Here is a 21,447-nt window from a genome sequence, read left to right as displayed (position 1 = left end):
TCTCTTCGCTCACTGGTCGCCAAATCATCCCTTCGGCTGATTTGGCTGGCGAGGCAGGGCTCTAGAGTCCATATTTCAGGCTTGGCCTGTAAACTTTGGAAAGGGACTCATATGTTACAGACTCGCGTTCTTGCGCCAGCCGATGGCGCTTATCAGTACCCTCTGTTGATCAAACGGCTTCTGATGTCCGGCAGCCGCTACGAAAAAACGCGTGAAATCGTCTACCGGGATTTGGCCCGGTATACCTACGTGGAACTGAACGAACGCATTTGCCGTCTTGCCAATGTGCTGACCGCAGCCGGGGTCAAGGCCGGAGACACGGTTGCGGTCATGGACTGGGACAGCCATCGTTACCTGGAATGCATGTTCGCGATTCCGATGATTGGCGCTGTGGTCCACACGGTCAATGTGCGCCTCTCGCCTGAGCAGATCGCTTACACCATCAACCATGCCGACGATCGCGTCGTGCTGGTCAATAGCGAATTCGCAGGCCTGTACCAGGCTATTGCCGGGCATCTGACCACGGTCGAAAAGACCGTACTGCTGACCGATCTGCCGGAAAAGACCGCTGACCTGCCCAACCTGGTTGGCGAGTATGAAACATTACTGGCGGCGGCCAGTCCGGAGTACGCGTTCGAGGATTTCGACGAAAACTCCGTCGCCACCACGTTTTACACCACCGGCACCACGGGCAATCCGAAAGGCGTGTATTTCACGCATCGGCAACTGGTTCTGCATACCCTGGGCGTGGCGACCATCATGGGTTGCATCGACAGCGTGCGCCTGTTGGGCACCGATGACGTCTACATGCCCATCACCCCGATGTTCCATGTGCATGCGTGGGGGATTCCTTACGCGGCGACCATGTTGGGGCTCAAACAGGTCTATCCCGGTCGTTACGAGCCCGAGCTACTGGTCGAGCTGTGGCGCAAGGAAAAGGTCACGTTCTCCCACTGCGTACCGACCATCATGCAGATGCTGCTCAATGCCAAGGGCGCACAGGATGCGGACTTCGGCGGCTGGAAAATCATCATCGGCGGCAGTTCGCTCACGCGCACGCTGTACAAGGCCGCCAAGGCGAAAGGGATTCAGCTCACAGCAGCCTATGGCATGTCCGAGACCGGGCCGCTGATTTCCGTCGCGCACATCAACGAAGAACTCAAGGCGGGCAGCGAGGACGAGCGCATCACCTATCGCATCAAGGCCGGTGTGCCAGGCATGCTGGTGGACGCCGCGATTGTCGACGAGCAGGGCAACTTCCTGCCGGCCGATGGCGAGACCCAGGGTGAACTGGTGCTGCGTGCACCCTGGCTGAGCGAGAGTTACTACCGCGAACCTGAGAAGGGCGCCCAGTTGTGGGCGGGCGGCTGGATGCATACGGGGGACGTTGCCACGCTGGATGGCATGGGCTTCATCGACATTCGAGACCGCATCAAGGACGTGATCAAGACCGGCGGTGAATGGGTGTCGTCGCTCGAGCTTGAAGATCTGTGCAGCCGGCATCCGGCAGTGCGCGAGGTGGCCGTGGTCGGTATCCCTGATCCGCAGTGGGGCGAGCGGCCTTTCGCATTGCTGGTGGTGCACGACGGTCATCAGCTCGATGCCCGAATCCTCAAGGAACACCTCAAGCCTTTTGTCGAGCAAGGTCACATCAACAAGTGGGCCATTCCCAGCCAGATCGCGCTTGTTACTGAAATTCCCAAGACCAGTGTCGGCAAGCTCGATAAAAAGCGCATGCGTCTGGATATTGTCGAGTGGCAAACCAGTAACAGCACTTTTCTCTCGACGCTCTGACTCTTTTGCGAGGGTTGCGCCTGCCGTTGCGAGCCGCACGGCAGGTGCTTACGTCGCCAGGCTGGCCCTGCGCCTTGCCAAATTCTGATTTTGAGCCATTCTCCCCTCCAGGCCTGTCGAGCGACCTCTCGGGAACAGGCGGGCCAGAGGCGTTGATGCTGCAAATCACACTTTAGAGGGATCTGGTATCAGCGCCCGCTGGATATAGTCGGCATAGGGAATGTGCGAGAGCGAAATGACACTTTGTGTTGTAGCCATCCAGGCTGCCTGATGAGTGTTGACAGTCAGTATTTGATTCGACGGCTGAGTCGTTTTTCTGAAAATTCCCACTGCCATAACAATAAAAGCACATGGAGTAGCGTCGATGACAACAACCAACCCCTTCTGGCGCCGGGCGAAATTGCCCCTGGCCGTCAGCCTTGCCTCTTCGCTCGCCGGCCCTGCTTTCGGCGTCTCGTTCAATATCGGTGAAATCGAAGGCAGCTTCGATTCCTCGCTTTCGGTCGGTGCCAGCTGGTCCACCGAAAACGCCAACAAGAACCTGATCGGCGCCAACAACGGCGGGCGCGGACTGTCTCAGACATCCGACGACGGCCACTTGAACTTCAAGCGTGGGGAAACGTTTTCGAAGATATTCAAGGGCATCCATGACCTGGAATTGAAATACGGTGATACCGGTGTGTTTGTGCGTGGCAAATACTGGTATGACTTCGAACTCAAGGACGAAGGCCGCGAGTTCAAAGACATCAGCGACTCGAACCGCAAGGAGGGCGCCAAGTCGTCCGGGTTCCAGTTGCTCGACGCGTTCGTGTACCACAACTATTCGATCGCTGATCAGCCTGGTGCCGTGCGGTTCGGTAAACAGGTCATCAGTTGGGGTGAAAGTACCTTCATCGGCGGCGGTATCAACAGCGTCAACCCGATCGACGTTTCGGCGTTCCGCCGTCCTGGCTCGGAAATCAAGGAAGGCCTGATTCCCGTCAACATGTTCTACCTGTCGCAAAGCCTGACCGACAACCTGTCTGCCGAAGGCTTCTACCAGCTGGAATGGGACCAGACGGTCACCGACAACTGCGGCACCTTCTTCTCGCAACCTGATGTGATTTCCGACGGTTGCAACAACAACCTTGCGGTACTGCGCAGCCGCAGTGGTCTGAACAGCTCATTGACCGCCGCGGGTCTGCCTGCCGGCGCACGCGGTGCGATCTTCAATTCGCTGAGCCAGCAAGGCGTGGTGTTCGGCAACCCTGACGAGGGCGCAATCGTACGTCGCGGTCCTGACCGTGATGCACGTGACAGCGGCCAGTTCGGTTTCGCGTTGCGCTATAACTTTGAGCCGCTGGACACCGAATTCGGCGCGTACATGATGAATTACCACAGCCGTGCACCGATCTTCAGCGGTCGTGGCGGCTCGGCGGCTTCGTTCAGTCCTGCGGGGCTTGTGGGGTCTCTGGTCCGTAACGGCCTTCCACAAGCGACTGCCACTGCGCTGGCGCCGACCTTGCTGCCTGTCGTGGTCGCCGGTAACTCCAGTTACTACGTCGAATACCCTGAAGACATCCGTCTCTATGGCCTGAGCTTCTCCACAACCTTGCCTACCGGCACTGCGTGGAGTGGCGAGATCAGCTACCGTCCGAACGCACCGGTTCAGGTCAACACCACCGACATCCTGTATTCGGGTATTTCGCCGCTCAACTCCGACGTTTCACTGCTGAGAGGACAGCCCAACACCGATCAGCCGGGCTATCGCCGCAAGGAAATCACCCAGCTGCAGACCACGTTCACCCAGTTCTTCGATCAGGTCATGGGCGCCGAGCGTCTGACCCTGGTCGGCGAAGTCGGCTTTACCCACGTGGGCGGCCTGGAAAGCACCTCGAAGATCCGCTATGGCCGCGACCCGGTCTACGGACCAGGCCCGTTGCCAAATGGTCAGTGCGCAGCGCTGAACGCTGGCACCCTGACCGGTGCTGATCAGAACAACCTGACCCGTTATTGTGAGAACGACGGCTTCACCACCGCCAACTCCTGGGGTTACCGCGCGCGCGCCATCTGGGACTACAACAGCTTTTTCGCGGGTGTGAACCTTCGCCCAAGCGTGGCCTGGTCGCATGACGTCAAAGGCTACTCGCCGGGTCCTGGTGGCAACTTCGAGGAAGGTCGCAAGGCTGTCAGCCTCGGTCTGGATGCCGAATACCAGAACACCTATACCGCAGGCCTTTCCTACACCAACTTCTTCGATGGGAAGTACACCACGGTGGATGACCGCGATTTCGTCGCGCTCAGCTTCGGCATGAACTTCTAAGAACACGGTTTTTTCGGGATGATTATGAGAATGAAAATAACAAAAGGTCTGTTGCAAGCCGGTCTGTTGGGCGTGTCGTTGCTGGCGACCAGCGTCATGGCGGCGGTGTCTGAATCCGAGGCGGCCAAACTGGGGGCATCGTTAACGCCGATGGGGGCAGAAAAGGCGGGTAACGCGGCGAACACGATTTCTGCCTGGTCGCCAATGCCGAAAAACGCGGGTGCCGTCGACAGCAAGGGCTTCCTGGCCAATCCATACGCCAGTGAAAAACCGTTGTTCATCATCACGGCCGCCAACGTCGAGCAGTACAAGGACAAGCTGGCGCCTGGCCAATACGCGATGTTCAAGCGTTACCCGGACAGCTACAGGATCCCGGTGTACCCGACGCACCGTGGCGCGACCGTGCCGGATGACGTGTATGCGGCCATCAAGAGGAACGCCACCACCACCAAGCTGGTTGGCGGTGGCAGCGGTCTGGAGAATTTCGATACCGCCATTCCGTTCCCGATCCCGTCCAATGGTGTGGAAGTCATCTGGAACCACATCACCCGTTACCGTGGCGGCAGCGTGAAGCGTCTGGTCACCCAGGCCACGCCACAGGCAAATGGCTCCTACAGCCTGGTGTACTTCGCTGACCAGTTCGTGTTCCGCGACAAGATGCGCGACTTCGATCCGAAGAATCCGGGTAACGTGCTGTTCTACTTCAAGCAGGAAGTGACTGCCCCGGCGCGTCTGGCCGGCGGTGTGCTGCTGGTACACGAAACCCTCGATCAGGTGAAGGAGCCGCGCTCGGCGTGGCTGTACAACGCCGGTCAGCGCCGTGTGCGTCGTGCGCCTCAAGTGTCGTATGACGGTCCCGGCACTGCATCGGACGGCCTGCGTACGTCCGACAACCTGGACATGTACAACGGCGCTCCGGATCGCTACGACTGGAAACTGATCGGCAAACAGGAAATGTACATCGCTTCCAACAGCCACAAGCTGGACGATCCGACGCTCAAATACGCCGACATCATCAAGGCCGGTCACATCAATCAGGACCTGACCCGTTACGAGCTGCGTCGTGTCTGGCACGTGACGGCCACGTTGAAAGAGGGTCAGCGTCACATCTATGCCAAGCGTGACTTCTTCATCGACGAAGACACCTGGCAGGCCGCAGTCATCGATCACTATGACGGTCGTGGCCAACTGTGGCGTGTCGCTGAAGCGCATTCCGAGAACTACTACGACAAGCAAGTGCCGTGGTACGCCATCGAAACGCTGTACGACCTGCAATCGGGCCGTTACGTTGCACTGGGCATGAAGAACGAAGAGAAGCGGGCCTACGAGTTCGGTTTTACTTCAGGAACCAGCGACTTCACACCCAACGCGCTGCGTCAGGAAGGCGTTCGCTAAGCCGCCGTCTTTAGCGCTTCGGGATACATGAAGCGCGTCTGCATCAACGCTTGAGCATCAAAGCCCCGCTTGCGGGGCTTTTTTGCGTCAGGCGTCTGCCTTATAAGCTGTAGGAATTTTGTTACAGTCTTTTCAGTGATGGCCTTCAAAACGCGCCACTAACCCGCTAGTCTCCGAGCACCGTTACGCCGAAAAAACTGATTCATACAAGAGCCGGCCATGACTGATCTGTCCCGCATGCAAGGGTTCGCAGGCAGCGCGATTCCTGCGTTGGAAGGGCGATTCTTTCGACCACCGCTGCCCGATGGCTACGTGTTCAGGCCGCGTCTTTGCCAGCGTCTCAACGAAGGGTTGGCTGGACGGCTGCTGCTGGTCTGCGCGCCTGCTGGGTTTGGCAAGAGCTCGCTGGCGGTCGAGTTCTGTCAGGCCTTGCCAGACCAATGGCAGAGCGTATGGCTGGGGCTGAGTTCGCGAGACAGCGACCCCGGACGTTTTCTGGAGCGTCTGCTGACCGGGCTTCAGCAGTTTTTTCCGCAATTGGGTACTCAGGCGATGGGGCTGCTGAAAATGCGTCAGCGCCATCAACCTTTCGCGTTCGAACAGTGGCTGGACGGGTTACTGGATGAGTTGGCCGTGCACCTGATGCTGAGTCGACCGCTACTGCTGGTGCTTGACGATTACCATCTGGCCCAGGGTTCGGTTCTTGACCGTTGTCTGCAGTTCTTTCTTAACCATCTGCCTGTCGGTCTGGTGGTGATGGTCACCAGTCGCCAGCGTCCCGACTGGCATCTGGCGCGCTTGCGCCTGTCTCGCCAGCTTCTTGAAATCAACGAACAGGACCTGCGGCTCACGCAGGCCGAATCCATGGCCCTGCTGGATCGGCATAGTCGCTCGCTTGATAACGAAGCACTGCAACGGCTGATTCAGCGCAGTGAAGGCTGGGTCGCGGGGTTGCGTTTCTGGTTGTTGGCAGCTGCCGAAGCAGGGGATGAACACGCCTTGCCGCAATCCTTGCACGGGAGCGAGGTGCTGATTCGCGAATACCTGCTTGAGGAAGTCATTGACTGTCTGCCTGCCGAGGCTCAGGCGTTTCTCTACGAAACGGCCTGTCTCGAGCGTTTTTGCAGTTCCTTGTGCGACGCGGCCCGGGACACCCACGACAGCGCCGACATGCTGCGCTATCTGCAGGCCCATCAGGTGTTTCTGGTGCCACTGGACGAACAGGGTCACTGGTTTCGCTACCACCATCTCTTTTCGGACCTGCTGCGCGCGCGTCAGGCCAGCAGGCCGCAACAGACGCGCCTGCACTTGAACGCCTGCCGTTGGTTCAGTGATCAGGGCCTGCTCGACGAAGCGGTCGAACAGGCCCTGCGCGCCGGGGATCTGGATGTCGCGGCCAACCTGGTGCAAAACCTCTCCGAAGAACAACTGCTGGCCGAGCAGAATGTCGGCATGCTGCTGCGCTGGAAGATGGACTTGCCTGACAGCCTGCTGACTAGCACGCCTCGATTGATCGTGCTGTACGCCTGGGCATTGGGGCTGGCCTGCCAGCTGGATGCTGCCGAAGAACTGGCCGACAAGTTGAGCCGGTTTTTACCCGCCCCCTCGGCCACCGCGCAAAAGTCCATGCTTGCCCAATGGCTGGCGTTGAGTGGCATCATCGCCCGCGGCCGGGGCGACAGTGCCAAGACCCTGAGTTATTGCAGTGAAGCCCTGCTCAGCCTGCCGGAAAAACGCTACGGCCAGCGCCTGGTGTGTCTCTCCACGCTGGCCAACCTGGCCATTGCCCAGGGCGATCTGTGGCGCGCCCGCGCGTTGAATCGTGATGCGCTCGAACTGGCGCAACGGGTCGCCAATCCGTTGTTCGAAGCTCTGGCGCATTACGACCGTGCCAGAGCGCTGCAGGCTCGCGGCGAGATTCTTCGTGCGCTGGACGAGGTACGCCAGGGCCTGCAACGCCTCAAGGGACTTTCCGCGTCAAGGCTCTATGCCGTCCGCGCGCGTCTGACGTTGTATGAAGGCTACCTGCTGAGCATGCGCATGCAGGTCGATGCAGGACGTGTGAAATTGCTGGCCGGACTTGCCGAGGCGCGCGCCTGCCGCGACATCAGTGTGTTGATCGGGCATTGTGTGATCGCCACCATGGAAGGCTGTGCCGGGCGCTTTGCCGAAGCGTTCGCGGAGCTGGCAGAGGCCGAAAGGTTGATGCATATCTGGGACGTCCCGCCGATTTATTACCTTGCGATGATTACTCTGGTCAAATGCGAGCTTTGGCTGGCGCAGGGGCGTGTCGATCTGGCCGAAGGCTGGTTGTTGCGCCTGACCCAGACCTACCGTGGCGATCTGGCCGCTGCGGCACCTGAATGTCATCCCCAGTTGTCTCAGCACATCGAGTTGCAGCGCGCCTTGCTGGAGCGTATCCAGGGCGATGTCGCTGCCAGTGAGCAGCGCCTGCAACGGCTCGGCCAGCACGCTCAGGAAGTGGGTGCCCAGTTGCTCGCCGTTATCGCAATGACGCAACAGACAGGCCTGATGCTGACGGCCGGGCGCTTTGAAGAGGCGCGCGGGATGCTCGTTCGCAGCATGAAGGCCGCAACAGGTGGAGCGCTGATGCCGTTCAGGACATTGCTCACCGATCACGCGCAGTGGCTTCGCGAGCAATTACTGCCTGCGCCGCCGTGCCCGCTGCGCAATGCGCTGCTTGAGCAATTGCCTTCCTGTTCAGCGCCGGCGATTGCAGAGTCTCAGCCGGGTGGCGATTGCCTGAGCGTGCGTGAACTGGACGTGCTGCATCTGATTGCGCAAGGTTGCTCGAATCAGGAAATCAGCGAGCAGTTGTTCATCTCGCTGCACACGGTCAAGACCCACGCCAGTCATATCAACAGCAAGCTGGGCGTCGAGCGTCGAACCCAGGCCGTGGCCCGCGCCAAGGCGTTAGGGCTGCTGGGGTAGCGGGAGCCGATTCAGTCCGGCTTGCCTTGCGACCACAAGTGATCCACGTTCTCCAGACCCCAATCCTCCGGCAGTTCGATTTTCACGATCGCGTCCCGGTCCGTTTCGCTGGCAAGGTCAACGATTCGGGGCGGGAAGGCTTTTCGGTTTCGCGCCGACATGAATACCTTCACTTTGGGACGCAGCAGTGACGTCTCGCTCTGCTCGACCACCACGCCCAGATTTCCGCTCTCGAGTCGCACCAGCGCGCCTAACGGGTAGATGCCCACGGTCTTGACGAAGCTCTGGAATACCCGCTCATCGAAGTGGCCTTTCCAGGACGCCATTTCACGAATCGAATGGGCAACGCCCCAGCCCTTTTTGTACGGGCGGTCGGATGTGATTGCATCGTACACATCGCACACCGCGCTCATTCTGGCGAAGAGGCTGATGTCTGAGCCCAGCAGGCCGTGAGGGTAGCCGGAACCGTCGAACTTTTCGTGGTGATGCAGGCAAACGTCCATGACCGCGGCGGCGACGGGCATATTCTCTTCAAGAATTTTCAGACCCTGTTCAGGGTGGGTCTTCATCAGGTCGAATTCTTCGGTGGTCAGCCTGCTGGGTTTATTGAGGACTTCCGGCGCGATCATCATTTTGCCGACATCGTGCATCAGGCCAGCGACGCCCGCTTCGCGAATCTGCTCATCCTCCATGCCCATCCTTCTGGCCAGTGCCACCATCAATGCGCAGACGGCGACCGAGTGCATGTAGGTGTATTCATCCGACGTCTTCAGACGCGACAGGCTGATCAGCGCGTGCGGATGGCGCAGGATCGAGTTGGAGATTTCCTCGACTATCACCTGCACGTTATCCATCTTCATGGCCTGACCCATGCGGGCCTCGTTGAACATGGTCATGACCACGTCCTGGGCACGACCGCAGATGGCCTTGGCGCGCTCGACCTCTTTTTCAAGGCTTACTGCCGCGGTATCGCTTTCAGACGAAGCCTGGGCGAGTGCTGCCGTACTGTCTGCGCCCAGATGCGTATCGATCCAGACTTCCAGGGTATCGGACGCCTGAATGCGCTTGAGCACCTCGGCATCGCGCAGAATGGTTTCGACGTGGGTGATCCAGAAGGGATCGCTGTTCCATGGGCGACAGAACTTGTGGATGTGCATGCCCAGGGAGAGCTCGGAAACAAGAATTTTTTTCAGCATGTTCAGTCACCCGAATGTCGGGTGACTGGTGGAAGGGCCAGGAAAAGTGGCAGCGCCAGAACTGTGGATCGACATGATTTCACCTCTTTAGACGACAAGGATCATCCTGATCTCATAATGCCAGTATAAGCATCAGGTAAAGAAAAAATCTCATGTATTTGTCAGCCGTCATAAAGGGTTCTTTAGCTTTTTCCGCCTTAATCAATAAGTCATGTTATTTGTGTTGAATGCGTCGATCACTCGATTAAAACATTCAATCGCTGTTTCAGAGTTGCCAGTGAAAGTTTGGGCCGTTCTTCTGTCAGGAAGTCGGCAGCAGACCAGGCAACGGATGATAGCGACGGCCGAAATACACCAGCGCATCCGATTCGCTTTCATGCCGGATGTCCTGCACTTCGCAGAGCAGAATGTCGTGGGTGCCGACACTCACTGACTGGCTGATGCGGCAATCCAGTGCCAGCTTGGCTCCGTCGAGCAAGGGAGCCCCGGTCAGTCCTTCCAGCCATTGGCCGCCTGCAAAGCGCTCCGCTTGCGAGGTCTTGCCGCCGAACAGGTTGGAAAGCGCTTGCTGGTCATGACCCAGCGTGTTGACACACAGTGTGCCGTTGCCGACAAAAGCGTCATACACCGAGGCACTGCGATTGATGCAGACCAGCAGGGTCGGCGGCTGATCGGTCACGCTGCAGACGGCCGTCGCCGTGAACCCGGCGCGACCATGCGGGCCGTCGGTGGTGATGACGTTGACTGCGGCAGCGAGGCTGGACATGGCGTCGCGAAACTGAATCTGGGTGACGGCAGTGGCGTCGGCTGGGCGTATCTCTGATTGAGTTTGCATGGCAACGGTCCTTCAGGCCTGGGCGCTGAGAAAGTCGAGCAGGGCTCGGTGAAAGGGTTGTGGGTCAGTGATGTTCGAGGCGTGACCGCCATATTCCAGAAGCACCAGCCTGGCATTGGGCAAGGTGTCGGTCAGGTGCTGCGATTGCTGCCACGGCACCAGCATGTCGTCGCGGTTGGCGATCAACAGTGTCGGTGTGCGTATGTCCGCAAGGCTTGCCTCGATATCGAAGCTTTCCAGTGCGTGAATGCGCCGCAGCAGGTTGTCGGTGTCGGGGAAGTGCGCCAATGCGTGTGCCTCGTCGCTGGCCAGTCGCGTGGTGTTGGCTGCGATCCAGTCGGCGGGGTACAGAAACAGCGCCTGGGCTTGCACATAGGCTTCAGGTCCGCTGTTCAACAACAGTTTTTTGCGCACCGAAAAACAGCGGGCGCTGTGCGGATTCGGGCTGCTCCAGGCGTTGATCAGCACCTGGCTGTCGAGCATTTGCGGGCGTAACAGCGACAGCTCCAGGCCGACCAGCCCGCCCAGCGCATGGCCCATGAAATGGCAGTGTTGAATATCGAGCGAGTCGAGCAGACCCAGCAGTTCGAGCGCCATATGCCGAATCGAGTAGTCGGGCGGCAGCACGGCCGGACTGCGTCCTGTCCCGGCGTGATTGTAGATCAGCACCTGGTAATCCCGGGTCAGGATGGGCAAATCGTCGCTCCAGTATCGACCGGAGCCGCCGAGCCCCGAGCTGAGCACCAGCGTCGGTGCACCGGCTTTTTGCGAAGCATGAAGTTCATGGAACATGCAGGGCGCTCCAGGTGGGCGGCGAGCGCCCACGGTCGAGGTTCAGCCGATATGGGCGATGCTGGCGATTTCGATCAGGGCTTCAGGTTTCACCAGGCCACACTGAATGCAATAGCGCGCCGGCTTTTCGCCTGCGAAGTACTCGGCATAGACTTCGTTGACCTTGGCGTAATCGGCCCAGTCACGAATCATGATCATGTTGAAGGTCACGTCATCCATGGTCCCGCCTGCGGTCTCGACCACGCTTTTGATGGTCTCCAGCACGTGACGGGTCTGGGCGGTGGCGTCGCCGACGTGCACCACGTTGTTGTCCTTGTCGAAGGGCAGGGTGCCTGACACATAGAGCACGCCATCGGCCATCGAGCCCGGTACGAACGGTGCGATAGGCTTGGTGGTGCCAGCAGGAATGATCGCTTTCTTGGTCATGCGTACGTCCTCACGAAGGTTGCCCGACCGGGCTGAAAGTGCTGCAAAAGTCCTCGACGCTGGAGACCCAGCCGAAGAAGGTTTCGATGTTGAACAGGGCGGCCTGTTGAGCGAATTCAGGGCCTGCCTGATGCGTGGCGTCGGCCAGTACCACGCCGAAATATTCCAGGTGAAAACCGTCGCGCAAGGTCGACTCGACGCAGACGTTGGTGGCGATCCCGGTAAACACCAGGTTACGAATGCCCCGGCTGCGCAGCACGCTGTCAAAGCTGGAATTGAAGAAGCCGCTGTAGCGGATCTTCGGCACCACGATGTCGCCGGGCTCAGGTTTCAGCTCGTCGACCAATTGATAGTCCCAGCCGCCCTTGGCCAGTAACTGACCTTCGAGTTCGGGGCGCTTGCGCATGGTTTTCAGCGCGTTGGACTTATGCCAGTTCGGTGAGCCTGGGCCACCGGCTTCCACGTAGTCCGGGTCCCAGCCGTTCTGGAAAAAGATCACCGGGATGCCTGCCGCACGCGCCGCGGCGCAGGCCTTCTTGATATTGGCGATCACCGGCCCCGTGCTGCTGACATCGAACCCGGCCAGGTCCAGGTAGCCGCCGAGCGAGGCGTAGGCGTTCTGCATGTCGACCACCACCAGCGCTGTCTCGCCTGCTTTCATGCGCAGGTTTTCGGGGCGTGCGGGCAGCTCGCGTGCTGGCTGCAGATCAAGGGGCAGATCCACGCCAGCAATCGTTGCCGGGGCATTCATCACACCACCTCCTTGAGCTGTGCGATGTGACGGCGGCTGTTCATCAGTGGCTGAATTTTCTGGCCAAAATCCTCGACGCCTTTCACGAAATCATCGAAGGTCAGCATCACGCCCTGGGTGCCGGGAACGCTGGCCACCTCATCGAGCATGCGTGCCACGTTGGCCCATGAGCCCACCAGCGTGCCCATGTTGATATTGACCGCCGAGGTCGGGTCGGCCATCTGCCGCAGGTTCGAGCCTGCGCTCTTGTCGGCCGAGCCCTTGTCGCTCAGCCAGGCGATGGCTTCCTCGTCGGCACCTTCCTTGATGTGCTCCCAACGCGCCCGAGCGGCTTCGTCGGTGTCGTCGGCAATGATCATGAACAGCACGCAGGAGGTGACATTGCGCCCGGTCTTTTCGTTGGCCTCGATCAGTTTCTGTGCGGTGGGCGCGAAGGCCGTCGGGGTGTTCACGCCCTTGCCGAAGCAGAAGTTGTAGTCGGCGTACTGTGCCGAGAATGCCATGCCAGCTTCACTTTGCCCGGCGCAGATCAGCTTCATGTCGGCTTGCGGACGCGGACTGACGCGGCAGTCCTGCATGCTGAAATGCTCGCCCTTGAAGTCACTGCTGCCCGTGGCCCACAGATCGCGTAACACCTGGGCGTATTCGGCCAGGTACTCGTAGCGGGTATGGAAGAATTCGTCGCCGGGCCATAGGCCCATTTGTTCATACTCCGGCTTCTGCCAGCCGGTGACCAGATTGATGCCGAAACGGCCGTTGGAAATCGAGTCGATGGTCGAGGCCATTCGTGCAGCAATCGCGGGCGGAATGGTGAGGGTCGCAACGGTGGCGAACAGCTGAATCTTGCTGGTCACGGCGGCAAGCCCCGCCATGAGGGTGAAGGACTCCAGGTTGTGCTCCCAGAACTGCGTTTTGCCGCCGAAACCGCGCAGTTTGATCATGGATAGCGCGAAGTCGAACCCGTAGCCCTCAGCCTTTTGCACGATCTGTTTGTTGAGTTCGAAGGTCGGCATGTATTGCGGTGCATTGCTTGAAATCAACCAGCCGTTATTGCCGATGGGGATGAAGATACCGATATCCATATGAGGCCTCTCTGCGATAGTCGATGCGTGCCCCAGGGACAACGGCGGCACTTGAAATCGAATTTGCATGAAGCGGGCCAGCTTTGTTTTGTTGTTTTTATTCAAAAGCTTAGAAAATAACAGGCGTTAATTCGGACCATTTGGTCTGGATCAGAGCACTTGGTTTGTGCAGTGCGCACGGTGATGGGGCATTTGGCGCGTAAATGCGCGATTCATTTCGTATTGATGTCGACAAAGTGTGCCCGCCCGTTAAGATGCCAGCTCATTTCGGCATCACTGGTTGACGTGTGTGAACAAGAAACCTCCCGTGACAGAGCCCGCGGTCAAGCGCGTGCGCAAGGTCAAACCCGAGAAGGCAGTCAAGGCGACCCGCGAACCCAGTGCGTCCGCCCTCAAGCGCCGCATGCGTCTTATGGAAGGCAAGCGCAGCGTGATTCTCGATGCCGCGCTGGAAATCTTTTCCCGTTATGGCGTGTATGGCAGCAGCCTCGATCAAGTGGCAAGCCTGGCGGATGTGTCCAAGACCAACCTGCTGTATTACTTCAGCAGCAAGGACGACCTGTACCTGAACGTGCTGCGCCAGTTGCTGGAAGTGTGGCTCAGCCCGCTGCTGCATTTCACCGCCGACAAGGATCCGCAGCAGGCCATCGGTGCCTACCTGAAGGCCAAGCTGGAAATGTCCCGCGATCACCCGGCCGAGTCTCGCCTGTTCTGCATGGAAGTGATGCAGGGCGCGCCGCTGATTCAGGGTGAGTTGCAGCATCCGTTGCGCGATACAGTGCAGGCCAAGGTGGCGGTGATCCAGCACTGGATCGACAGCGGACAGTTGGCGCCCATCAATCCTCATCACCTGATTTTCTCGTTGTGGGCGACCACCCAGCATTACGCAGACTTTCGCACGCAGGTCGAGGCAGTGACTGGCAGAACGCTGGACGATCCCGCGTTTTTTGACGAGGTGCTGGAGAGCCTGCGCAGCATGATTCTGGACGGCATCCTGCCGCGTGGTGCTTGAGATATCTCAAGGTGATCGCTGAAGTCACGCTATCTCCAGTGTGGGAGGCGGATTGCCGCCCAGACCAAGCCCCTCTTATCAAGCAACCTGTAAACCACTGAAGAAACGCGATTTTGTGGGAGCGGACTTGTTCGCGAAAAGGCCAGTACATCCGACGCATAGGCAGTGGCTGAAATACTGTATTCGCGGACAAGTCCGCTCCCACTGAGTTTGCCGCGCGACAGGGCTACGTCGAAGACGTGGTGGAGCCTCCTACAGTCCGGTGTTTGCCTTACGCACCCCGGCTGAGCAGCGATCGGTCACTTTGCACAAACCAAGTGCTCTGAATCGGACCATCTGATCCGTTTTGGTCATGCTGTTTTCTACAGTCCGTTGTTTCATAACGTCTTTTCTGCAGTGGCATGGATGCTGCTATGGCCTGCAGGGTCGGCCCCGCGCTGTTCTTGCAGGCCATTACCCTCAGGAAAACGTCTATGTACAAGAAACTGTTGCCCGGGACTTTGTGTGCGGCTGTTGCGTTCGGGATGGGCAGCCTTGCCCAGGCAGAAGGATTGACCCTCAAAGGCCCGGCGAAAATCGCCATGGTGTACATCAGTCCGCGCAATGACGGAGGCTGGACCCAAGCGTTCGACGAAGCCCGGCAGAAGCTGGAAAAGGACCTGGACACCAAGATCCAGTACGTGGAAAGCGTTCCTGAAAATGCGGCGGCCATCACGCCAGTGGTCGATCGCCTGATCGCACGGGGCGCCAACATCATCGTCGGCACCGCTTTCGGCTACTCGGACACCTTCCTGACGCTGGCCAAAAAATACCCTGACGTAGCCTTTCTGAACGGTTCGGGCACCACCAACGCGCCCAATCTGGAATCGTTCTACGGGCGCACCTATGAAAGCCAGTACCTGTGCGGCATGGCCGCAGGTGCGGCGTCGAAAACCGGCAAGCTGGGCTTTGTCGCCGCCAACCCGTTCGGTCAGGTCAACTGGACCATAAACGCCTACGAGCTGGGCGCGAAGCAGATCAACCCGAAGGCAACGGTCACGGTCATCTACACCGGTGCCTGGAACGACCCGGTGAAAGAGCGCGCGGCCACCATGGCGCTGATCGACAACGGCGTGGATGTGGTCGGCCAGCATGTCGACAGCCCGACACCCCAGATCGTCGCTCAGGAGCGCGGCATTCACGGCACCGGCCACCACCGCGACCTCAGCGAGTTCGCGCCCAAGGCCACCGTGTGTTCGTCGGTCTGGGTCTGGGAACGGTTCCTGGGGCCTGAGCTCAAGAAAGTCATGGCCGGCAACTGGACGCCTGCCGCCAATGGCGCGCTGCTGTCGATGGAGCAGGGCGGTACTGACATCAGCCTGACCAAGGACGCAATCATCTCGGCTGACAACCGGCAGAAGATCGAGGCCGAGCGTGCCGAGCTGCTGGCGGGCCGCAAAATCCTCTACAGCGGGCCGATGGCGGATCGTGACGGCAAGGAAAGGATCGCCGCCGGGCAGCACCTGTCCGACCCGGACCTGTGGAAAATGGACTGGTTCGTCGAAGGCGTGATGACCCAGCAATGAGTCAGGTCAACGCGCTTCAACTCACCGGTATCAGCAAGTCATTCGACGGTTTCAAAGCCTTGATCGACGCCGACTTCACGGCTCACTGGGGCGAGGTTCATGCGCTGTTGGGCGAGAACGGTGCGGGCAAATCGTCGCTGATGAACATCGCCGCCGGGCTGTATGCGCCGGAAACCGGTTCGCTGCTGATCGACGACAACCTGGTCCAGCTGCAAGGCCCAAAGGACGCGAGTCGCTACCGGATCGGCATGGTGCATCAGCATTTCAAGCTGGTGAAACCGTTCACCGTGGCGCAGAACATTCTGCTGGGGCTGCGTGAGCAGCCGGGCGAGGGTAGTTATCGCAAGCGTCTGCGGGCGCTTGAGCGGGACATTGTTAGCAAGGCTGAGGAACTGGGCTTTGTGCTTGACCCGACCCGCAGCGTCGACAGCTTGTCGGTGGCCGAGCAGCAGCGTGTTGAGATTCTCAAGGTGCTGCTGGCCGGTGCGCGGATTCTGATTCTCGATGAGCCCACGGCAGTGCTCACCGATCAGGAGGCCGAACGGTTGCTGACGACGGTGCAGGCATTTGCCCGTCAGGGTGCTGCCGTGATTCTGGTGACGCACAAGATGGCTGACGTGAAGCGCTACGCCGATCGGGTGACCGTGATGCGTGGCGGTCGCACGATTAAGACCCTTGATCCGCACACCGTCAGCGTTCAGCAACTGGTGCAATTGACCGTGGGCGATTCTGCACCGGTCAGTGAGCGCAGTCCGGTGACGCCTGGAGAGGTTCGTGTGCAGGTGCGTGACCTGCGCAGCGTGGCAGGCAGCAGCGCGCTCAATGGTGTGAACATGACTCTGCGTGCCGGGCAGATCTACGGCATTGCAGGCGTGGGCGGCAATGGTCAGGCGGAACTGGCCAATGCGTTGATGGGCCTGCCGCAACCCACCGAAGGCGAGATTTATCTGGCGCAGTTCGGCGATCTGCGCGGCGCATCGACCGAGCAACGGCGGCAGTTGCGCATCGCGTCGATTCCAGCGGATCGCTATGGCGCGGCTTTAGCCGGTTCGCTGTCGGTGGCCGAAAACTTTGGCATCGGCAACATTCATGACGGCCAGTACGGCTCGTTCTGGCGCATGCGTTACACCCGCTTGAAGCAGGACGCGCAGCAGGCCGTGACGGATTTCGATGTGCAGGGCGTGCGTTCGCTCGATCAGAAAGCTGCGCTGTTGTCGGGTGGCAATGCCCAGAAACTGGTGATCGCGCGGGAATTCAGTCGCGACCCGCAATTGGTGCTGGTTCACAGTCCCAGCCGGGGCCTGGACGTTCGCGCCACCCAGGCGGTGCACGACCGGCTGCGCGCTGCGCGTGACGCAGGCGCAGCGGTGTTGGTGATCAGCGAAGACCTGGACGAGGTCCTGACCCTGTCTGACCGGATCGGCGTGATGAACGGCGGGCGTATCGTCGCCGAGTTCGAGCATCCCGCTGATCGTCAGGCGATTGGCAAAGCGATGGTGAGCCATGACTGAATCGACTGTGTTGCACGCTGGCAGTACGCCGCGAAGCCCTTTGTTGTCGCGACGCTACACGCTGGAAATCCGCCAGCAGACCGGCTGGCCGTTGCAGGCGCTGATCATTGCGCTGGCGTTGTTGGTAGGGCTGGCGATCTGTACCGCGATACTGATCCTGGCGGGCGTTCCGGCAGGCGAACTGCTCAACGAGTTCGTCATGCAGACGGTATTCGACGCACAGAACTTCAAGGCCGTACTGTTTCAGGCCTCCCCCATGATCATGGTCGGGCTGGCAGGCTGTATGGCGTTCCGGGCAAGGTTCTGGAACCTGGGGCTGGAAGGCCAGATGATCTGGGGGGCTATCGGGGCTACGGCCATTTCACTGTTTGACGTGGGGCCGCAGGTGCTGCGTCTGCCCATGATGATGGCTGCGGCGATTGGCTGCGCGATGCTCTGGAGCCTGGGACCGATCCTGTTGAAGCTCAAATGGCAGGTCAACGAAATCATTTCGACCCTCATGCTCAACTACATCGCCGCCAACTTCCTGCTGCATCTGGTTTACGGAAGCTGGAAAGACCCGCGGGACAACTTTCCGTATTCACCGGCACTGCGCAGTTTCGAACGCCTGCCTGATCTGTTTGCCGGCTATAACGCGGCCATTCTTCTGGCGCTGCTGGTCACACTGCTGACCCTGTGGTTCATCGGTATTTCCAGAGCCGGTCTTTATCTGCGCTTCGTCGATGCCAACCCCAAAGTAGCCGGCGCAGTCGGCGTGCCGGTGCGCAAGATGATCATCGGCACTGTCCTGCTGTCCGGGGCGCTGGCAGGGCTGGCAGGGTTCGTCGTGACCTCGGGGCAGGAGGGACGCCTCACCCAGTCGTTCTATCAGGGCTACGGGTTTTCCGGGATTCTCATCGCGTTTCTGGCGCGTAACAATCCCGTGGCGGCGACCCTTGTGGCGCTGCTGATCGCCATGCTGTTCGTGGCGGGGCGTAACCTGCAGGTGTTCTACCAGATCCCGTTTTCGATGGTGCAACTGATCCAGGCGATTCTGGTGATCTGTGTGGCCTCATCCGACTTTTTCATCCGCCATCGCCTGCGGCGTATTCAGGCAGGAGCACGCTGATGGATCTTCTTTCTCACTGGCTGGGCAGCGCCCCGGATTTCGCCGTGCCCTTTGCGCTTGCCGCGCTGGGCCTGATCCTGATTGAACGCAGCGGCGTACTGGCACTGGGTGTCGAAGGCATGATGCTGGTCGGTGCGCTGGCGGGCATCGGCATGCAACTGAGTGTCGGCTCGCCCGGTATTTCCTTACTGGCGTCGATGGCAGCGGCGGGTGCGGTGTCGTTGTTGTTTGCCTTGATGGTGCTGGTGCTGCGCATTAATCAGGTAATCGCGGGGTTGGCGCTGGTGTTCTTCTGTCAGGGCCTGACCGGGTTGCTGGGCACCGTGCTGGGCTGGACCAACCGTCCAGTGAGCGGCTTGCAGGCCGTGGAAGTGTGGCCACTGTCAGAGCTGCCTGTGGTGGGCAAAGTGTTCATCCAGAATCCGCTGGTGTACCTGACGGTGTTGATTTTCATCGCCGTGGTCTGGCTGCTGGAACGCACGCGCACTGGCCTGCGTTTGCGTGCCGTGGGCGAAAACCCTCAGGCGGCCGATGCGGCGGGTATTTCGGTGCTGGGCTATCGGCTGGCGGCCATCGTTGCGGGCTCGGCCCTGATGGGCCTGGCGGGCGGCTTCATCGCGGTGCTCAGCACCAAAATGTGGATCGCCGACATGACCGGCGGGCGCGGCTGGATCGCTGTTTCCCTGGTGATCTTTGCGCGCTGGTCGCCTTGGCGCGCCTTGGCCGGCGCCTTGTTGTTCGGAGGGATCGAAGCACTGATTCCACAACTGGCCGCCACTGGCGTGAAACTGCCGCAGTATTTCGTGCTGATGACGCCGTATGCGGTGACCTTGCTGGTCATGGTCTGGGTGGCAGCCGGCAAACGCCAATCGTCCAGTCAGCCAGGTGCGCTGGGCGAACCGTATATTCGCGAGGAGCGACGCTGACCGTGCGACGCCGACGGTTCAGGCCGGGTTAAGGAATTTTTGACAGGGGCCATGCTCTAATCGGTCATCAGCGTCAGTCCAACCCAGGAGCATCTGAATGTTCACCTCGCGTCGTTTGATTATTGTCGCCACCGCCGTAGCCCTGCTGTCTGGCTGTGCGACGTCGTCCAATCCCTATGACAATCAGGGTCAGGCTCAAAGCTCCGGCGGCATGAACAAGACCGCCAAATACGGTGGACTGGGTGCGCTGGCCGGTGCCCTTGCGGGCGCCGCCATCGACCATAATAGCCGCGGCAAGGGCGCATTGATCGGCGCTGCCGTGGTGGGCGCTGCCTCGGCAGGTTACGGCTACTACGCAGACAAACAGGAAGCGGCGCTGCGTGCAAGCATGGCCAATACCGGTGTCGAGGTGCAGCGTCAGGGTGATCAGATCAAGCTGATCATGCCGGGCAACATCACCTTTGCTACCGACTCGTCGGCCATCGCCAGCAGCTTCTATTCGCCGCTCAACAACCTGGGGAATTCGCTCAAGCAATTCAATCAGAGCAACATTGAAATCATCGGCTACACCGACAGCACCGGCGGGCGTCAACACAACATGGACCTGTCGCAACAGCGCGCGCAGAGTGTTGCAACCTACCTGACCTCGCAAGGTGTCGATCCCTCACACCTGTCGGTACGCGGTGCAGGCCCCGACCAGCCGATCGCCAGCAACGCCGACGCCAACGGCCGCGCCCAGAACCGTCGCGTCGAGGTCAACCTCAAGCCGATTCCGGGTCAGCAATATCAGCAGTATCAGCAGTAAGCTCGCCTGATGTGATGGCCAAACCCACGCTCTGCGTGGGTTTGCCGCACGGGACGCGCCGCGTCCCTTTCTGAAATACCATTCGTAGACACGTTACCCGCGATACTGCTCGTGCATCCGCTCCAGCAACTGGTCTTTCTCTTCCCACAGTGAATTGATCCACTGCTGGAATTCCAGGCGATATTCACCGTCCTGATCATAATTCTTACCCACGAACTGCGGCGGGATGCTGATCTCTTCAAAGTGAGCGACCACGTCTTTCACTCTGCCGCACAGCAGGTCCCAGTAGCCTGGCCGGCCGGCGGGGTAATGAATCGTCACGTTGATGATTGATTCCAGTTGCTCGCCCATCGCGTCCAGTACGAAGGCAATGCCGCCCGCTTTGGGTTTCAGCAAATAGCGGAACGGTGAGTTCTGCTCGGCATGTTTGCCCGGCGTAAAGCGCGTTCCTTCTGCGAAGTTGAAGATTCCCACCGGGTTGTGGCGAAATTTCGCGCAGGTGCGGCGGGTGGTTTCCAGGTCCTTGCCTTTCTTCTCCGGGTGCTTGGCCAGGTACGCCTTGGAATAGCGCTTCATGAACGGAAAGCCCAATGCCCACCACGCCAGACCGATCACAGGGACCCAGATCAATTCCTGCTTGAGGAAGAACTTCAACGGGCGGATTCGGCGGTTCAAGACGTACTGCAACACCATGATGTCGACCCAGCTCTGGTGGTTGCTGGTTACCAGATACGAGTGCTTGTAATCCAGCCCTTCCAGGCCCGTCAGGTGCCAGCGGGTGTTGCACAGCACTTTGATCCACGCGTTGTTGTTGCCGATCCAGGTTTCCTGAATATGGCTCATCATCCCGTCGGTGAGGCGTTGGGCAGCAGAGAAAGGCAGGCAGATCTTGAAGATCGTGACCACGAACAGCACCGTGCAGCAGACGATGGTGTTCAGCGCCAACAGCAGCGAGGCAATGACGCCGCGCAATGGGGCAGGCAGGAAATCCATGA

The 21,447-nt window shown here is 59.6% G+C and carries 17 protein-coding genes; 10 read left to right on the top strand and 7 right to left on the bottom strand.

Going from position 1 to position 21,447, the window contains the following annotated elements; genetic code table 11:
- Positions 1-111 precede the first annotated feature (111 nt).
- From H8S56_RS07280 to H8S56_RS07265, 4 genes are all read left to right on the top strand, one after another.
- On the top strand, positions 112-1,794 hold the full coding sequence (locus tag H8S56_RS07280) for a fatty acid--CoA ligase (RefSeq protein ID WP_024684796.1): 1,683 nt from the start codon (positions 112-114) through the stop codon (positions 1,792-1,794).
- Between the two features lie 364 nt (positions 1,795-2,158).
- Positions 2,159-4,096, top strand: a complete 1,938-nt coding sequence (locus tag H8S56_RS07275) for a DUF1302 domain-containing protein (RefSeq protein ID WP_187518247.1) — start codon at positions 2,159-2,161, stop codon at positions 4,094-4,096.
- Positions 4,097-4,126: 30 nt separating this feature from the next.
- Positions 4,127-5,491, top strand: a complete 1,365-nt coding sequence (locus tag H8S56_RS07270) for a DUF1329 domain-containing protein (protein ID WP_024684794.1) — start codon at positions 4,127-4,129, stop codon at positions 5,489-5,491.
- A gap of 219 nt (positions 5,492-5,710) precedes the next feature.
- Positions 5,711-8,443 carry a LuxR C-terminal-related transcriptional regulator gene (locus H8S56_RS07265; RefSeq protein ID WP_187518246.1) on the top strand — a complete coding sequence of 911 codons (2,733 nt, stop codon included), beginning with the start codon at positions 5,711-5,713 and terminating at the stop codon, positions 8,441-8,443.
- 11 nt (positions 8,444-8,454) lie between these two features.
- Here H8S56_RS07265 and H8S56_RS07260 read toward each other — a convergent pair whose 3' ends face one another.
- The 6 genes from H8S56_RS07260 to rutA form a co-directional block, all read right to left on the bottom strand.
- Positions 8,455-9,639 carry an HD-GYP domain-containing protein gene (locus tag H8S56_RS07260; protein WP_187518245.1) on the bottom strand — a complete coding sequence of 395 codons (1,185 nt, stop codon included), beginning with the start codon at positions 9,637-9,639 and terminating at the stop codon, positions 8,455-8,457.
- A gap of 301 nt (positions 9,640-9,940) precedes the next feature.
- The gene (gene rutF, locus H8S56_RS07255) at positions 9,941-10,474 is read right to left on the bottom strand and encodes an NADH-dependent FMN reductase RutF (protein ID WP_187518244.1); all 534 of its coding nucleotides are present in this window, start codon (positions 10,472-10,474) and stop codon (positions 9,941-9,943) included.
- A 12-nt stretch (positions 10,475-10,486) separates the two neighbouring features.
- Entirely contained in the window at positions 10,487-11,266 is a 780-nt protein-coding gene (gene rutD / locus H8S56_RS07250) for a pyrimidine utilization protein D (RefSeq protein WP_187518243.1), read from the bottom strand.
- A 42-nt stretch (positions 11,267-11,308) separates the two neighbouring features.
- Positions 11,309-11,692: a pyrimidine utilization protein C gene (gene rutC, locus H8S56_RS07245; protein WP_002552194.1), complete on the bottom strand. Its 384-nt coding sequence runs from the start codon at positions 11,690-11,692 to the stop codon at positions 11,309-11,311.
- A gap of 10 nt (positions 11,693-11,702) precedes the next feature.
- Entirely contained in the window at positions 11,703-12,443 is a 741-nt protein-coding gene (gene rutB / locus H8S56_RS07240) for a pyrimidine utilization protein B (protein WP_187518242.1), read from the bottom strand.
- Complete coding sequence (gene rutA / locus H8S56_RS07235) at positions 12,443-13,525, bottom strand: pyrimidine utilization protein A (RefSeq protein WP_024684788.1); 1,083 nt, start codon at positions 13,523-13,525, stop codon at positions 12,443-12,445. Before rutA ends, rutB begins: the two co-directional genes overlap by 1 nt.
- A 307-nt stretch (positions 13,526-13,832) precedes the next feature.
- Here rutA and rutR point away from each other — a divergent pair, with 307 nt between their 5' ends.
- The 6 genes from rutR (at position 13,833) to H8S56_RS07205 (ending at position 20,452) form a co-directional block, all read left to right on the top strand.
- Complete coding sequence (rutR, locus tag H8S56_RS07230) at positions 13,833-14,537, top strand: pyrimidine utilization regulatory protein R (protein ID WP_024684787.1); 705 nt, start codon at positions 13,833-13,835, stop codon at positions 14,535-14,537.
- A gap of 473 nt (positions 14,538-15,010) precedes the next feature.
- Positions 15,011-16,102 (top strand): BMP family ABC transporter substrate-binding protein, encoded by a 1,092-nt coding sequence (locus H8S56_RS07225; protein ID WP_024689463.1) that lies wholly within the window; start codon positions 15,011-15,013, stop codon positions 16,100-16,102.
- Positions 16,099-17,613, top strand: a complete 1,515-nt coding sequence (locus H8S56_RS07220; protein ID WP_187518241.1) for an ABC transporter ATP-binding protein — start codon at positions 16,099-16,101, stop codon at positions 17,611-17,613. Before H8S56_RS07225 ends, H8S56_RS07220 begins: the two co-directional genes overlap by 4 nt.
- The gene (locus tag H8S56_RS07215; protein WP_024696369.1) at positions 17,606-18,721 is read left to right on the top strand and encodes an ABC transporter permease; all 1,116 of its coding nucleotides are present in this window, start codon (positions 17,606-17,608) and stop codon (positions 18,719-18,721) included. The genes H8S56_RS07220 and H8S56_RS07215 overlap by 8 nt, the downstream gene beginning before the upstream one ends.
- Complete coding sequence (locus tag H8S56_RS07210; RefSeq protein WP_024696368.1) at positions 18,721-19,647, top strand: ABC transporter permease; 927 nt, start codon at positions 18,721-18,723, stop codon at positions 19,645-19,647. The genes H8S56_RS07215 and H8S56_RS07210 overlap by 1 nt, the downstream gene beginning before the upstream one ends.
- Before the next feature lie 97 nt (positions 19,648-19,744).
- Positions 19,745-20,452: an OmpA family protein gene (locus tag H8S56_RS07205; protein WP_187518240.1), complete on the top strand. Its 708-nt coding sequence runs from the start codon at positions 19,745-19,747 to the stop codon at positions 20,450-20,452.
- 93 nt (positions 20,453-20,545) lie between these two features.
- Here the strand turns inward: H8S56_RS07205 and H8S56_RS07200 are convergent, their stop codons facing one another.
- Positions 20,546-21,445, bottom strand: a complete 900-nt coding sequence (locus tag H8S56_RS07200; protein WP_187518239.1) for an acyltransferase — start codon at positions 21,443-21,445, stop codon at positions 20,546-20,548.
- Between the last annotated feature and the right edge of the window lie 2 nt (positions 21,446-21,447).

It is taken from the genome of Pseudomonas triticifolii, assembly GCF_014358015.1.
Lineage (GTDB): Bacteria > Pseudomonadota > Gammaproteobacteria > Pseudomonadales > Pseudomonadaceae > Aquipseudomonas > Aquipseudomonas triticifolii.
This window is presented reverse-complemented; position numbering and strand designations above follow the sequence as displayed.